Below are 14,020 nucleotides of genomic sequence, written 5' to 3' on the forward strand. Positions count from 1 at the left end.
AAACCGGGCGCGGTGCGGCCCTATTCCGGGGTGGCGACGTTTTCGTCCGTCTCGCCCACGTCGGCGTCGAGGTCGGCGACGGCGGCGGGCGGCTCGAGCGGCAGCAGCACGATGAATCGGGTGTCGCCGGGCGCCGATTCGACCCGCAGGTCGCCGCGATGTTTCTTGACGACGATGTTGAACGCCAGGTCCAGCCCCAGGCCGGTGCCTTCGCCGAACGGCTTGGTGGTGAAGAACGGCTCGAAGATGTGCTCACGCACGTCCTCGGGTATTCCCGGCCCGGTGTCGCAGATTTCGACGCGCGCCATGTTCTCGCCCTCCCGGCAGGTGAGGATGGTCAGCGTCCCCCCGGTATCGCGCATCGCGGCGATCGCGTTGTCGATGATATTGGTCCACACCTGGTTGAGATCGCCTGGATAGCAAGGGATTTCGGGAAGCGACTGGTCGAACTCCTTGACCACGGTGACGCCGTGCGAATTTTTGCCCCCATCCTTGGTCAACCGGTCGGCGAACATCACCAGCGTGCTGCGCAGCAGCTCGTGCACATTGGTCACCTGGAACGGGGCGCGGTCCAGCTGCGAATACTGTTTGGCGTCGGCGACCAGCGCCGAAATCCGTTTGCTCGCTTCAAGAATCTGGTTCATCAGCAGCTCGCTCTCGATGGTGTAGTTGATCCATCGGATCGCCTGCTCCACCGACGTCGACGCGAGTTCGTCGCTGACCGCGGAAATCCGCTCCAGCCAATCGGTGTCGATGCCGCCCTCCACGAACGTCGGCGCGATGTCCCACCCGCCCTCGATGCCGTGGTCGTCCAGCCAGTCCCCGACGGCGTCCTCGCGGTCGGCGGTCTCGAGGGCGCTCAGGTGCGCTGACGCGGATTTGGCGACCTGTTCGGCCACCCTCTCCTGCAGCCGCACCAACGCGCTGAGCGCCTCGGCGGAGATGGTCCCGTCGGCGAGCATCGCCAGCTTGTGCCGCATGGCGGCCACCCGCTCGCGCAGATCCGACGCGGCCCGCGAGATCGCCGCCGCCGGGTTGTTGAGCTGATGGGTGAGCCCGGCCGAGAGCCGGCCCAGCGCCAGCAGCTTCTCCCGGTTGTCGATGATCCGGCGAGTCCGGTCGGTGCCGACGGCGATGCCGTCGAGCAGGTGCACGGCCATCGGGAACTGGTCGCGCATGAAATGCGCGAAGACGGGCGCGTCCATGACGAAGAAGCGCGACGGCTTGGTCACGTGGACCGAGGCGTCGTAGTTCTTCTGCTTCCCGCCGGTGAACGCCCGCCAGGCGCCGCAATACACGCCGCGCTGCGAGGTCCGGTTGGTTTCGATGTCCTGGCCGCCGGAGAGCTTGGACATCATCAGCTCGCCCTCGATCAGCACGTAGAAGCAGGTCGCCGGTTCACCTTCGACGCAGATCGGTCCGGGTTCGTAGTTCTCGATGTGCCCGTTGGCGCACAGCACCGCGAGCTGCTCGTCGGTCAACGCCTCGAACAGGAACAGGCTGCGCAGCTCGTCGGGCTCGCAGGGCATGGTCCTCGGTTCGGCGCCGGTCATGGCCCCTCCTAGCTCTCGGCCAGGTAGCGGTGGACCAGCATCACGGCCATCGACCCCTCGCCGACGGCGGCCGCGACCCGCTTGGCCGACGTCGAACGGACGTCGCCGGTGGCGAACACCCCCGGCACGCTGGTTTCCAGGTGATGCGGCGGACGGTCCAACGTCCAGCCGCACACGTTGCGCAGGTCCGGGCCGGTCAGGATGAAGCCGTGGTCGTCGCGGGCCAGCACCCCGTCGAGCCAGTCGGTGCGCGGCGCGGCGCCGATGAAGATGAACATGCGGCCGCAGGTGACGTCCTCGATTTTGCCGGTCCGGTTGTTGACCAGGCTCAGCTGCTCCAGGTGGCCTTCGCCGGCGGCGCGCTGCACCTCGGTGCAGGTCAGCACGTTGATCTTGGGATTCGCCTCGATCTGCTGGATGAGGTAGTAGGACATCGACGCCTGCAGCGACGGGGCGCGCACCACGATGTTGACCGACTTGGCCGTCCGCGACAGGTACATGGCGGCCTGGCCGGCGGAGTTGGCCCCGCCGATCACGTAGACCTCTTCGCCTTCGCAGTCCGCTGCGACCGAGACGGCCGCCCCGTAGTAGATGCCGCAGCCGGTGAGCTCCGAGCATCCCTCGGCGTTCAGTTGGCGATAGGCGACGCCGGTGGCCAGGATGACCGCGTGCGCGTCGATGGAGCCGCCGTCGGCGAACCGCACGGCGCGCTTGGATCCGTTCACCTCGAGGGCGGTGGCCTTGCGGGCGGTGATCAGCTCGGCGCCGAACTTCTCGGCCTGCCGGCGGGCCCGGTCGGCCAACTGGCCCCCGGACACCCCGTCCGGGAAGCCCAGATAGTTCTCGATGCGCGAGCTCTGCCCGGCCTGACCGCCCGTCGCGGTGTGCTCGATGAGCACCGTGCGCAAGCCCTCGGAGGCGCCGTACACGGCGGCGGCCAGACCCGCGGGTCCGCCGCCGACCACGATCAGGTCGTAGAACTCCTGGGAGGGCGTGGTGGTCAGGCCCAGGGTTTCGGCCAGCTGTGCGTCGGTGGGTTCGACGAGGGTGTCGCCGCGCTGGGTCACGATCACCGGCAGCCGCAGGCCGTCCGCGCCGGCGGCGCCCAGCAGCCGCTCGCCGGCGGGCTCGTCGGCCATGAACCAGGTGTAGTAGAGGCCGTTGCGGGCCAGGAAGTCGCGCACCTGCCAGGACCGCGCCGACCAGCGGTGACCGATCACCTTGGTGTGCGGGATGGGATGCTCGGGCGCCGCCCGCCAGGCATCCAGCAGCCCGTCGATGACGGGGTAGAACTTCTCCTCCGGCGGGTCCCACGGTTTGAGCAGGTAGTGGTCCAGGTCGACGACGTTGATCGCGTCGATGGCGGCGTGGGTGTCGGCGTAGGCGGTGAGCAGCACGCGACGCGCCGCCGGATACAGGTCCATCGCCTGCTCGAGGAATTCGATGCCGCTCATCTGCGGCATCCGGTAGTCGGCGATGAGCAGCGCGACCGTCTCGCCGCGCAGTTTGAGCTCCTTGAGCGTGCCCAGCGCGTCGGGCCCCGACTCCGCGCGCACGATCCGGTGGTCCTCGCCGTAGTGGCGACGCAGGTCGCGCGCGACGGCCCGGGAAACCGAGGGATCGTCGTCGACGGTGAGCATGACGGGCTTGCGCTGTGGTGCGGTGTCGGCGGGGCGTGCGGGTGTATTCACTGGCGTTAAGTATGCGCTCGTCAGCGGGCATATGGGAGGTCGAGCGGGCGGCCCGCATTGCGCCGACGGCGATTTTGGTGCAGGCCGATGACCAGGTATCGTGGAACGACGGTGCGGCATCCGCGCCGACTTTTTGTGTGTCCTGTCCTAGGAATTTCCTGTCACCGGCTCACGTTTCAAGTCGGTGTGCCATGTTGCGCCGCTCTGGGCGCAGACGAGAACGAGACTAAACGACGAGGATTCTTAACTAGTTATGGCCAAAAAAGACGGCGCCATCGAGGTCGAAGGCCGCGTGGTCGAGCCGCTGCCCAATGCGATGTTCCGCATTGAGCTGGAGAACGGTCACAAGGTGCTTGCCCACATCAGCGGCAAGATGCGGCAGCACTACATCCGCATCCTGCCCGAGGACCGGGTGGTGGTGGAGTTGTCTCCCTACGACCTGTCCCGCGGCCGCATCGTGTACCGGTACAAGTAAAAAGCCCAATCGAACCAACCTACGAACGACACAGAACAGGATCGAACAGCTGTGAAGGTGAACCCGAGCGTCAAGCCGATCTGTGACAAGTGCAGGGTGATCCGTCGGCACGGGCGGGTCATGGTGATCTGCTCCGATCCGCGCCACAAGCAGCGCCAGGGCTAGCGATAGCACCCTTCGCACCACCACAACTGAATGCAGACCTCCCAGCACCACTGAGCGAATACGTCGCTCATCCACGCCCGGACGGAGGCCGGGCCCCGCGAGATAGCACCGCCCCTACCGGGGTTGCGGGAACGGGCTGGGATCAGACCTCCGCCGAGAAAAAGAGGAAACGCCACCTATGGCTCGACTAGTAGGCGTCGATCTGCCGCGTGACAAGCGGATGGAGATCGCGCTGACATACATCTTCGGCGTCGGCCGGACCCGTTCGAACGAGATTCTGGAAGCGACGGGGATCGACAGGAACCTGCGCACCAGGGACCTCACCGACGACCAGGTGACCCACCTGCGTGACTACATCGAAGCCAACCTGAAGGTGGAGGGTGACCTGCGCCGCGAGGTCCAGGCCGACATCCGCCGCAAGATCGAGATCGGCTGCTACCAGGGCCTGCGGCACCGCCGCGGCCTGCCGGTGCGCGGCCAGCGGACCAAGACCAACGCGCGCACCCGCAAGGGCCCCAAGCGCACCATCGCCGGCAAGAAGAAGGCCAGGTAACCACCCATGCCACCAGCCAAGAAGGCCGCCTCCGCCCCGAAGAAGGGGCAAAAGACCCGTCGCCGGGAAAAGAAGAACGTCCCGCACGGCGCCGCCCACATCAAGAGCACCTTCAACAACACGATCGTGACCATCACCGACCCGCAGGGCAACGTCATCGCCTGGGCGTCGTCGGGTCATGTCGGGTTCAAGGGCTCGCGGAAGTCGACGCCGTTCGCCGCGCAGCTGGCCGCCGAGAACGCGGCCCGCAAGGCGCAGGAGCACGGCGTCAAGAAGGTCGACGTGTTCGTCAAGGGCCCGGGCTCGGGCCGGGAGACGGCGATCCGGTCGTTGCAGGCCGCCGGTCTGGAGGTCGGTGCGATCTCCGACGTCACCCCCCAGCCGCATAACGGCGTACGCCCCCCGAAGCGCAGAAGGGTCTAGGAGATAACCAATGGCTCGTTACACCGGACCCATCACTCGCAAGTCACGCCGCCTGCGCACCGACCTCGTCGGGGGCGACCAGGCCTTCGAGAAGCGCCCCTACCCGCCCGGCCAGCACGGCCGCGCGCGGATCAAGGAAAGCGAATACCTCCTGCAGCTGCAGGAGAAGCAGAAGGCCCGCTTCACCTACGGCGTGATGGAGAAGCAGTTCCGTCGCTACTACGCCGAGGCCTCCCGGCAATCCGGCAAGACCGGTGAAGAGCTGCTGCGGATCCTGGAAAGCCGCCTCGACAACGTCGTGTACCGCGCCGGGCTGGCGCGTACCCGCCGGATGGCCCGCCAGCTGGTCAGCCACGGGCACTTCAGCGTCAACGGCGTGCACGTCAACGTCCCCAGCTACCGGGTGTCGCAGCACGACATCATCGACGTGCGGGACGGGTCGCTGAACACCGTGCCGTTCCAGATCGCGCGGGAGACCGCGGGCGACCGGCCGATCCCCAGCTGGCTGCAGGTCGTGGGGGAGCGTCAGCGCATCCTCATCCACCAGCTGCCCGAGCGGGCGCAGATCGACGTGCCGCTCACCGAGCAGCTCATCGTCGAGTTCTACTCGAAGTAAGCCCTGCGCTGAACCCAGCGCAGGTCTGCGACGATCGCAAGCTCGGCGAAGCCGGGCGCGGCGGGTCGGAGCGGACAACACAGCGGCATCAAATAGCGGGTGCCGAGAAGGAGAAGAAGAAACCATGCTGATCTCTCAGCGACCCACACTGTCGGAGGAAGTCCTCAGCGACGACCGCTCCCAGTTCGTCATCGAGCCGCTGGAGCCGGGATTCGGTTACACCCTGGGCAATTCGTTGCGCCGGACGCTGCTGTCCTCGATTCCGGGCGCGGCCGTCACCAGCATCCGCATCGACGGCGTGCTGCACGAGTTCACCACCGTGCCCGGCGTCAAGGAAGACGTCACCGCGATCATCTTGAACCTCAAGAGCCTGGTCGTGTCCTCCGAGGAGGACGAGCCCGTCACCATGTACCTGCGCAAGCAGGGCCCGGGTGCGGTCACCGCGGGGGACATCGTGCCCCCCGCCGGTGTCACGGTGCACAACCCCGACCTGCACATCGCGACGCTGAACGACAAGGGCAAGCTCGAGGTCGAGCTCGTCGTCGAGCGTGGCCGCGGCTACGTGCCGGCCGTGCAGAACCGGGCCTCGGGCGCCGAAATCGGCCGCATCCCAGTCGATTCCATCTACTCGCCGGTGCTCAAGGTCACCTACAAGGTGGACGCCACCCGTGTCGAGCAGCGCACCGACTTCGACAAGCTGATCCTGGACGTCGAGACCAAGAGCTCGATCAATCCGCGCGACGCGCTGGCGTCGGCGGGTAAGACCCTGGTCGAATTGTTCGGCCTGGCACGCGAACTCAACGTCGAGGCCGAGGGCATCGAGATCGGTCCGTCGCCGGCCGAGGCCGACCACATCGCGTCGTTCGCGCTGCCGATTGACGACCTGGACCTGACCGTGCGGTCCTACAACTGCCTCAAGCGCGAGGGTGTGCACACCGTCGGCGAGCTGGTGAGCCGCACCGAGTCCGACCTGCTCGACATCCGCAACTTCGGTCAGAAGTCCATCGACGAGGTGAAGGTCAAGCTGCACCAGCTGGGCCTGTCGCTCAAGGACAGCCCGGCGAGCTTCGACCCGTCGCAGGTCGCGGGCTACGACGTCGCCACCGGCACCTGGTCCACCGAGGCTGCCTACGACGACCAGGACTACGCGGAAACCGAACAGCTGTAAAGAAAGTCCGTCCCGGTCCTACCTGATACGGGGACCGGCCCCAATTAGGAGATAGTCGCAATGCCCAAGCCCACCAAGGGCCCTCGCCTCGGCGGGTCGTCATCGCACCAGAAGGCCCTTCTGGCCAACTTGGCCACGTCGCTGTTCGAGCACGGCCGGATCAAGACGACCGAGCCGAAGGCGCGTGCGCTGCGGCCATATGCGGAAAAGCTGATCACGCACGCGAAAAAGGGTGCGCTGCACAACCGTCGAGAGGTAATGAAGAGGATCCGCGACAAGGACGTGGTGCACGTCCTGTTCGAGGAGATCGGGCCGTTCTTCGCCGACCGCAACGGCGGCTACACCCGCATCATCAAGGTCGAGCCCCGCAAGGGTGACAACGCGCCCATGGCCGTGATCGAGCTGGTGCGGGAGAAGACGGTGACCTCCGAGGCGGATCGGGCCCGTCGGGTGAAGGCAACCAAGAAGACTGACGCTCCCCTCGCGGCAGCGGCGGCGCCTCAGGCGGCTGTCGAGCCGCAGGAAGCCGTCGGCCCGACGGCCGAGGAAGCCACGGCCGAGGCCGAGGAGACCAACGTCGAAGAGGCCTCCGACGAGCCGACCAAGGCCCAGGCCGAAGCCGAAGACAAGGCCGACAAGGCCGTCGCCGCGAGAGCCGAAGCCGAAGCCGCCGAGAAGGCAGACGACGAGGCTGACGAGAGTTAGCGAGGACGTCCGTCTGCGGCTTGATATCGCCTACGACGGAACAGGTTTCGCAGGCTGGGCAACTCAGACCGGCCAGCGTACCGTGGCCGGGATCCTCGACGAGGCGCTGACGACCGTCTTTCGCACGCCGGTGCGGCTGCGCGCGGCGGGGCGCACCGATGCCGGAGTCCACGCCACCGGGCAGGTGGCCCATGTGGACGTGCCGGCGGTCGCGCTGCCCAATGCGTACCCTCGGGCGGCGCACGCCGGTGAGGCCGAGTTCCTGCCGCTGCTGCGCCGGCTGGGCCGTTTCCTGCCCGCGGACGTCCGGGTCGTCGACATCGCCCGCGCCCCCGCGGGTTTCGACGCCCGGTTCTCGGCGCTGCGGCGTCACTACGTGTACCGGTTGTCGACGGCGCCGTGGGGCGTGCAGCCGCAGCAGGCCCGCTACGTCACCGCCTGGCCGCGCCCTCTCGACGTCGAGGCGATGGCCACCGCCTCGCGGGACCTGTTGGGATTGCACGACTTCGCCGCGTTCTGTCGGCACCGCGAGAACGCCACCACCATCCGCGAGCTGCAGCGGCTGGAGTGGACGCGCGACGGTGACTCGATCACCGCGCGGGTCAGTGCCGACGCGTTCTGCTGGTCGATGGTGCGCTCACTGGTCGGGGCCCTGCTGGCCGTCGGGGAACACCGCCGCCCCGTCTCCTGGTGCCGTGAATTGCTTTCCGCCACAGCCCGATCCAGCGACTACGCGACCGCCCCGGCGCACGGGCTGACGCTGGTCGGCGTCGACTATCCGCCCGATGACCAGCTGGCCGCGCGCAATCTGATCACCCGGGATGTGCGCTCACGCTAGACCCGCGCCGCGGCGAAACTCGCGGCCTTGTTGGTCAATCCGGGCACGTAGCTCAGGTGCGACGCCCACCGGAGGCCGCCCGAACAGATCGGGTCACCCGGGTTGCACAGGTCGATGGTCTTGCCGTCGAAATTCGGGCTCAGCGCGCTCATCAGGTTGCCCGCCCGGCCGGACGGATTCCCGAAGAGCGCGACGGCGGCGACGTGATCGGCGGCCGCGGGCGGCAACGGCTTGCGAAACCCGAGGCCGGGCACCGGTGCGGCCGTGACGATGTCGATGACGGCGGCGCCTTGGGAGTACCCGCCCAGCACCAGCTTGGTGTTGGGGCAGTTCACCGCCATCCGCTGGATGTGGTTGCTGGCGTCGTTGGCGCCGGCCGTGGCCGCCAGGAAGTCCTTGTCGGCGGGGTAGTTCACCCCGTATGCGCCAACGCTTTTGCGGGTCTGCTCGCGCAACGAGCTGACGAAGGCACCGCCCACCTTCCCGACCCCGGGTGCCTCATCGGTTCCGCGCGCAAACACCACTTCAACGCCGGGGCAGGACGCCGATGCACGGGGAACCAATTGCGGGGCGACCAATAACGCTGCCCCAGCGAGCAATCCGACGCCTAGCCCTAAAGGGATAAGCCTCACACAGAGATACTAAGGGCGCGTTGATAACCCGCCGGTAACGATTTAGACGAGAGGTGCTTGCGGTGCGGGCGTCGTCGGCCCCGGTGCGAGCGGCGCCGGCGCCGGAGCCGTGCCGGTGCCGCCGTGGATCGAGGGGTTCGAACCGGGCGGGGTCTGCCCGTACACCGGAGTCTGCTGGCCGTAGCCCGGCTGCAGCGGGCCGGGAGCCTGCGGGCCGGCGCCCGGGAATGATGGGCCGTACCCGGGCACCGACTGGCCGACGCCGACCAGCTTGGACGCGACGAACGCCGCCGCCTGGGTGGTGTAGACGGGGACGTAGCCCTCGGTGTGCCCGCTCCACTCGTTGCCGGGACCGGCGTGACAGATCGGGTCGTTGGGGTTGCACAGGTCGATGGCCTTGGAACCCAGCAGCGCGCTCTGGCTGGGCAGCGTCCCGCCGGCGCGGTCGGCCACATCGCCGAAGGTGGCGACGGCGGCGATGTTGCTGGCGTATTGCGGCGGCAGCGAGTTGCCCCAGTTGATGCCGCCGATGGGGACGCCGGCCACGATGTCCATCACCGACGCGCCCTGCGAGTAGCCGCCCAGCACGATTTTGGTGTTGGGGCACGTCTCCACGCTCTTCTTGACGCGGTCGATGGTGTCGTTGGCGCCGTCACCGCCGTGCAGCTGCAGCTTGCTGGCGGCGTAGTTCACCCCGTAGGGCAGGATGTTCAAGTTGGTCTGCTGGCGCAGCGAGTCCACGAACGCGTCGCCGACCCGGCCCAGGCCGGCGGGCTCGTTGGTGCCGCGGGCGAAGATGACTTCGACGTCAGGGCAGTCGAAGGCGTTCGCGACCGGCGCCGCCGCGGGCGTCGCGAGCAGGCCGGCGGCGGTCACCAGCGCGGAAGCGCCCAGACCGAGGGAGCGAGCTGCGCGGTGAGTTTTCACCCGCGCAATTTTACCCAATTTCGGCCGCGACGAAACTCCTGCGACCTGTGGATAAGCGCTCCGACGGCGCCGATCGGCGGCCTAGGGTGTGTCCAGACGGGTTCGCAGGGTGGGGGGATCAGTGCCGCGTCAGCCGACCACGTGGCTACACGTCAGCGCTCACCGGTATCAGCTGCGCCGCATCGAATGCGCGTTGCTGGGCGAGGCGATGTCGCCGGCCAGTTCACGTTTGCGTATGCCGCCGGCATCGCTGGCCGCCGGTTGTGTGTTCACCGCGCTCGCGCTGGCCGGCTGCGCGGTTCTGGGTTTGCTGCGGCCGCACGTCCCGCTGGATCGCGCGCAGATCGTGATGGCCCGGGAATCGGGTGCGCTGTTCGTTCGGGTGGGCGATGTCTGGCATCCGGTGCTGAACCTGGCGTCGGCGCGGCTCATCGCGGCGACGGCCGCCGATCCGCAGCCGGTTCGCGAGGCCGACCTGGAGGGCAGCAAACGCGGCCCGCTGCTGGGCATTCCGGGCGCGCCGCAGTTCGTCGGCAGGCCGCTGTCCGCGCGGGACCTGGCATTCTCGATGTGCGATAGCGGTGGCGCCAGCAGCACGACGGTCATCGTCGGCCACGTCGCCGATCACGAGGTCGCCCGCCTGACGTCCGGACAGGCCCTCCTGGCGGCTCCGGCGGCTGGTTCGCCGGCCTACCTGCTCTACGACGGGCACCGGGCGATCGTGGACCTGGCCGATGCCGCGGTCGTGCGTGCGCTGCGGCTCGAGGGGCGCGCGCCGCAGGTGGTGTCGCAGGCGTTGCTGAACGCCGTCCCCGAGGCGCCGCCGATCTCGGCGCCCCGGATCCATGGCGCGGGGGGCCCGGCGCGCGGGCTGCCGGGATTTCGCGTCGGCAGTGTGCTTCGCATCACACGCGCCGACGGTGACGAGTATTACGCCGTCCTGGCCGCCGGCGTGCAGCGGATCGGCCAGGTGGCCGCCGACCTGCTGCGCTTCAGCAACGCCCAGGACGGCGTCAACCCCGCCACCGTCGCGCCCGAGGCGATCCGGTCCGCTCCCGTCGTCGCCGAGCTGCCCGTGGCCGGCTTTCCCCACCGGGCACCCACGCTGTCGGAGCCCGCCGGCACGGTGTGCGCCAGCTGGGAGGACGCGCTTTCGGGCCCGGGAGGTGTGGCATTACTGGCCGGCAGCCGGCCACCGGTTCCGTCCGGTCAGGCGGCGGTGACTCTGGCGCAAGCCGACGGTCCTGGCCCCGCGTTGGACGACGTCTACGTGCCGCCCGGCCGCAGCGCCTACGTGCGGGCGGGCGACAGGGCGGGCACCCGTTACCTGATCACCGACACCGGGGTCCGCTTTGCCATCCACGGCGACGACGCCGCTCACGATCTCGGTCTGACGGAGGCGACCCCGGTGCCCTGGCCACTTCTCACGGTCCTGCCGGCCGGACCCGAGCTGAGCAGAGACCGCGCCTCAATCGCCCGGGACACGGCCGCGGGTTCCCCGTAGCCGGCTGCTGAGCGCGCCGGCGGCCAGGGCGACCGTCAGCGCGGCGAGGCAGATCGCGGCTCCGCGCACCGCGGTGTCCCGGGGGCGGGTATCGCGTGGCGCGGTTGCCGGCGGCGAGACGGTGGCCGGCGCCGCGACCGGCGACGGCTTGGGGGTGCGGGTGGAAGGGCCCGTCCCGGTGCTGACCGCGGCGAACGGATCGATGGTTCCGTTGCCGACGAGCGCATCCCATCCGGCGGGCGGATGATGCGCCGTCGACTCGATGCGCTGCATCACCTGGCGCGCGGTCAATGCCGGGAAGCGGGCTCGAATCAGCGCCGCCAGCCCGCTCACCACCGGGGCGGCATAACTCGTGCCGGACACCGGATCGGGCGCGAGGGAGGTCACCGCCTCGCCGGGTGCGGCGACATCCACCCAGGGGCCGGCGAGGCTGAAGGCCGACGGTGCTTCCTCGGCGTTCACCGATCCGACGGTCAGCACATAGTCGTCGTACCACCCGGGGCTGACCGCGACCGTGATGGTCTGCCAGGTGGCATCCGATCGCTGCGGGGGGCACTGCGCGGCGCCACCGGTATTGCCCGCCGCCGCAACGACCACGGCATTTTTGACGTCGACGGCGTAGGCCAGCGCGGCACCCAGCGCACGGTCGTCGAGCGCGGTGGTCACCGGTACGCACGCGACCGAGGAAATGTTGATCACCGATGCGCCGAGATCGGCGGCGGTTCGAACGGCTTTGGCCATGGTGTCGACGTCACCGACCCCGGCGCGCGACCGGTCGCCGGCGACGGCGAATTTCGCGCTGGACTGCCGAATGCTGATCAAGGTGGCTTCGGGCGCGATCCCGCTGAAGCCGTCGGACTTGGAATCCGCCGTGGCCGCGATGATTCCGGCTACCAGCGTGCCGTGCGCGTCACAATCCTGCGTGCCGTCGCCGGTGGACACGTAGTCGCCGCCGGGCACCACGTCGGGCAGTCGGCGGTGCCGCGAGATTCCGGTGTCGATGACCGCGACCCGTTGTCCGGCACCGCGGGTGAGCCGCCACACCTCCGACAGGTCGAACACCTCCGGCGGCGGGTTTCGGCCCGGCCCCGCGTCGACGGTCAGCGGCGCACACACTTCGCGCTGCACGGTCGGGCGTAGCGGTGCGGGCAAGGCGGGGTCGGGCAACCACCTGTCGTCGACGCCGGGGGGCGAAACCGCTTGTGCCGAGGGTATTCCGAACGCGGGAAGCATCGTGAACGCCGACACCGCCAGCAGTCGCCCCACGTGCGATACCCTCACGTGAGATTCAATCCCCGGACCGCGCCGTAGAGTCCACCGATCCAGCAGGCCAGCGGGACCAGCGCCGCCCACGCCAGCCACTCCAGCAGTTCAAGGCTTCGCAGTACGACGGGCGAGGATGCTGGTGCGGCGAAGCCGACGTACATGGCCGCGGCGACGAGCGTCACCGTCGCCGCGGCAAGCAGGGCGCCGTGCATCGGTATGCGCAGGGTGACGACGCCGAAGGTGGTTGCCGCGCTGACGATTCCGATGACGGCGAAGGTCAGCCTCGTTGTGCCCGTGCCGGACCTGGACCGCATCAGCAACACCGCGCCGGTGAGGGCCCCGAACGCCATGCAGGACAGGCGGGGTGCGCCGGCGAGGACGGCGACGGCCGCGGCGGCGCCGGCGGATGACGACAGCCCCGCACGCAGGCTCGCCAGCCAGCGGTCCGCGCGGATCGCTTGCGCGGACAGCCACGAGTCGCTCGGCTCGTGGTCGGCGACGTCCGGCGCGGCCAAGCGGGGCGATAACCCCGCCAACGTGATGGATACGCGCGGTGCCGCCGCGAGCAGGCCCAGGGACATCACCCCGGATACCGAAGCGATGACGTGCAAGGGCGCGGCGGTGATCGCACCCGCCAGCGCCGCGGCGGCCACGATCGTCGCGAACCACGCCACCGCCGTCAATCCGACGTCACCGCAACCCGATAGCCGCGTCGCCACCACCGAGGTGACGGCGGCCGCCGCCGCGGCCAGCAATACGTGGCAAACGCTCGGCGCACCGGGCACCGCCACAAATCCCGCCACCGTCGCGAGCACCGTGGCGATCACGCCGAGCGCCAGCCCGGCGATCGGGTCTCGATAGGCCCGGTGCGCGAGCACCGCAAGCCCGAGGGCGACGAAGGCGGCCGATGCCACAACGGCGACCGTCGTGTCGCCCTCTCGAGGAGGGTTGGGGCCGAACGTGGTTCCCACCAACACCAGCCCGCCCACCACCGTCAGCAAGACAGCCGCCGCCGCGCCGGTGAGCCGGGCGGCTCGCCGGCTCCCGTCGTCGCGCGATCCGGTGGCCGCGGCCAGCGTGGCCGACACGGCCTGCGCGACATCGAAGTAACGAGGTGCGGGCAACGGTGCGCCGGGTCGGCTCAGCATCAGGACCGCGCCATCGCCGATGCGGTGCTGCGCCAACGTCGTCGACGGATCCAGCGGCGATGCCCCGGGGACCGACAACTGGTAGCGCACCGCATCGCCGTCGGGGAGATGAACCCCGAGGGCGTCGACGATCGACGGAATCAGCACCGCGACAGGGACTCCCGCGGGTAGCGCCAGATCGGCGACGGCGGCGCCCCAATGCACGCAGACACGGCACAGGGCGGTCTCGGATGCAGCCAACGGCGAACCCTTCGCTCGGATCAGGAGAGAACATAGCCAGGTGTCGACGGCCCGGTATCCGGCTGTCCACAGGTGACTTGTCGCCGTGGTCGGTGCTCCATACCGTCGTCGAACTG

Annotated in this window: 15 protein-coding genes; 9 read left to right on the forward strand and 6 right to left on the reverse strand. The window is 69.0% G+C overall.

Translation table 11 applies throughout. The features are described from left to right. Positions 1 to 20 precede the first annotated feature (20 nt). The gene (locus A5775_RS08220) at positions 21 to 1,553 is read right to left on the reverse strand and encodes an ATP-binding protein (protein ID WP_067250454.1); all 1,533 of its coding nucleotides are present in this window, start codon (positions 1,551 to 1,553) and stop codon (positions 21 to 23) included. 8 nt (positions 1,554 to 1,561) lie between these two features. Continuing rightward, positions 1,562 to 3,193, reverse strand: a complete 1,632-nt coding sequence (locus tag A5775_RS08225; RefSeq protein WP_067250457.1) for an FAD-dependent oxidoreductase — start codon at positions 3,191 to 3,193, stop codon at positions 1,562 to 1,564. A gap of 304 nt (positions 3,194 to 3,497) precedes the next feature. Between A5775_RS08225 and infA the strand changes: the two genes are divergently transcribed. From infA to truA, 8 genes are all read left to right on the forward strand, one after another. Continuing rightward, on the forward strand, positions 3,498 to 3,719 hold the full coding sequence (infA, locus tag A5775_RS08230) for a translation initiation factor IF-1 (protein WP_003418601.1): 222 nt from the start codon (positions 3,498 to 3,500) through the stop codon (positions 3,717 to 3,719). A 51-nt stretch (positions 3,720 to 3,770) separates the two neighbouring features. Next, positions 3,771 to 3,884 carry a 50S ribosomal protein L36 gene (rpmJ, locus tag A5775_RS08235; RefSeq protein ID WP_003879483.1) on the forward strand — a complete coding sequence of 38 codons (114 nt, stop codon included), beginning with the start codon at positions 3,771 to 3,773 and terminating at the stop codon, positions 3,882 to 3,884. A gap of 178 nt (positions 3,885 to 4,062) precedes the next feature. After that, a complete protein-coding gene (gene rpsM, locus A5775_RS08240) occupies positions 4,063 to 4,437 on the forward strand; it encodes a 30S ribosomal protein S13 (RefSeq protein ID WP_067250460.1) in 375 nt (124 codons plus the stop codon). Between the two features lie 6 nt (positions 4,438 to 4,443). Beyond that, positions 4,444 to 4,860, forward strand: coding sequence for a 30S ribosomal protein S11 (rpsK, locus tag A5775_RS08245; protein WP_008260256.1), 417 nt, complete (start codon positions 4,444 to 4,446; stop codon positions 4,858 to 4,860). Positions 4,861 to 4,870: 10 nt separating this feature from the next. Beyond that, the gene (rpsD, locus tag A5775_RS08250) at positions 4,871 to 5,476 is read left to right on the forward strand and encodes a 30S ribosomal protein S4 (RefSeq protein WP_067250464.1); all 606 of its coding nucleotides are present in this window, start codon (positions 4,871 to 4,873) and stop codon (positions 5,474 to 5,476) included. Positions 5,477 to 5,600: 124 nt separating this feature from the next. Then, complete coding sequence (locus A5775_RS08255; protein ID WP_067250468.1) at positions 5,601 to 6,644, forward strand: DNA-directed RNA polymerase subunit alpha; 1,044 nt, start codon at positions 5,601 to 5,603, stop codon at positions 6,642 to 6,644. Between the two features lie 60 nt (positions 6,645 to 6,704). Next, positions 6,705 to 7,349, forward strand: coding sequence for a 50S ribosomal protein L17 (rplQ, locus tag A5775_RS08260; RefSeq protein ID WP_067250471.1), 645 nt, complete (start codon positions 6,705 to 6,707; stop codon positions 7,347 to 7,349). Beyond that, entirely contained in the window at positions 7,336 to 8,187 is an 852-nt protein-coding gene (gene truA, locus A5775_RS08265; RefSeq protein ID WP_082952926.1) for a tRNA pseudouridine(38-40) synthase TruA, read from the forward strand. Before rplQ ends, truA begins: the two co-directional genes overlap by 14 nt. Here truA and A5775_RS08270 read toward each other — a convergent pair. Next, positions 8,184 to 8,819 carry a cutinase family protein gene (locus A5775_RS08270; RefSeq protein WP_067250478.1) on the reverse strand — a complete coding sequence of 212 codons (636 nt, stop codon included), beginning with the start codon at positions 8,817 to 8,819 and terminating at the stop codon, positions 8,184 to 8,186. The two genes, truA and A5775_RS08270, sit on opposite strands and share 4 nt — an antisense overlap. 42 nt (positions 8,820 to 8,861) lie before the next feature. Next, positions 8,862 to 9,746 (reverse strand): cutinase family protein, encoded by an 885-nt coding sequence (locus A5775_RS08275; RefSeq protein WP_067250481.1) that lies wholly within the window; start codon positions 9,744 to 9,746, stop codon positions 8,862 to 8,864. A 121-nt stretch (positions 9,747 to 9,867) separates the two neighbouring features. On the opposite strand from A5775_RS08275, the gene eccB reads away from it, so the two are divergent. After that, the gene (gene eccB / locus A5775_RS08280; RefSeq protein WP_067250486.1) at positions 9,868 to 11,250 is read left to right on the forward strand and encodes a type VII secretion protein EccB; all 1,383 of its coding nucleotides are present in this window, start codon (positions 9,868 to 9,870) and stop codon (positions 11,248 to 11,250) included. Here the strand turns inward: eccB and mycP are convergent. Together mycP and eccD are read right to left on the reverse strand one after the other, a co-directional pair. Next, positions 11,215 to 12,531, reverse strand: coding sequence for a type VII secretion-associated serine protease mycosin (gene mycP / locus A5775_RS08285; protein WP_369827801.1), 1,317 nt, complete (start codon positions 12,529 to 12,531; stop codon positions 11,215 to 11,217). The two genes, eccB and mycP, sit on opposite strands and share 36 nt — an antisense overlap. After that, the gene (gene eccD, locus A5775_RS08290) at positions 12,528 to 13,904 is read right to left on the reverse strand and encodes a type VII secretion integral membrane protein EccD (RefSeq protein ID WP_082952927.1); all 1,377 of its coding nucleotides are present in this window, start codon (positions 13,902 to 13,904) and stop codon (positions 12,528 to 12,530) included. The genes mycP and eccD overlap by 4 nt, the downstream gene beginning before the upstream one ends. Positions 13,905 to 14,020 lie beyond the last annotated feature (116 nt).

This window comes from Mycobacterium sp. 852002-10029_SCH5224772 (assembly GCF_001667315.1).
In the GTDB taxonomy this organism is placed as follows: domain Bacteria; phylum Actinomycetota; class Actinomycetes; order Mycobacteriales; family Mycobacteriaceae; genus Mycobacterium.

Coding starts and splice junctions, on each gene's coding strand:
- A5775_RS08220 (WP_067250454.1), bottom strand. CDS start 1,553: ATGACCGGCGCCGAACCGAGGACCATGCCCTGCGAGCCCGACGAGCTG.
- A5775_RS08225 (WP_067250457.1), bottom strand. CDS start 3,193: ATGCTCACCGTCGACGACGATCCCTCGGTTTCCCGGGCCGTCGCGCGC.
- infA (WP_003418601.1), top strand. CDS start 3,498: ATGGCCAAAAAAGACGGCGCCATCGAGGTCGAAGGCCGCGTGGTCGAG.
- rpsM (WP_067250460.1), top strand. CDS start 4,063: ATGGCTCGACTAGTAGGCGTCGATCTGCCGCGTGACAAGCGGATGGAG.
- rpsK (WP_008260256.1), top strand. CDS start 4,444: ATGCCACCAGCCAAGAAGGCCGCCTCCGCCCCGAAGAAGGGGCAAAAG.
- rpsD (WP_067250464.1), top strand. CDS start 4,871: ATGGCTCGTTACACCGGACCCATCACTCGCAAGTCACGCCGCCTGCGC.
- A5775_RS08255 (WP_067250468.1), top strand. CDS start 5,601: ATGCTGATCTCTCAGCGACCCACACTGTCGGAGGAAGTCCTCAGCGAC.
- rplQ (WP_067250471.1), top strand. CDS start 6,705: ATGCCCAAGCCCACCAAGGGCCCTCGCCTCGGCGGGTCGTCATCGCAC.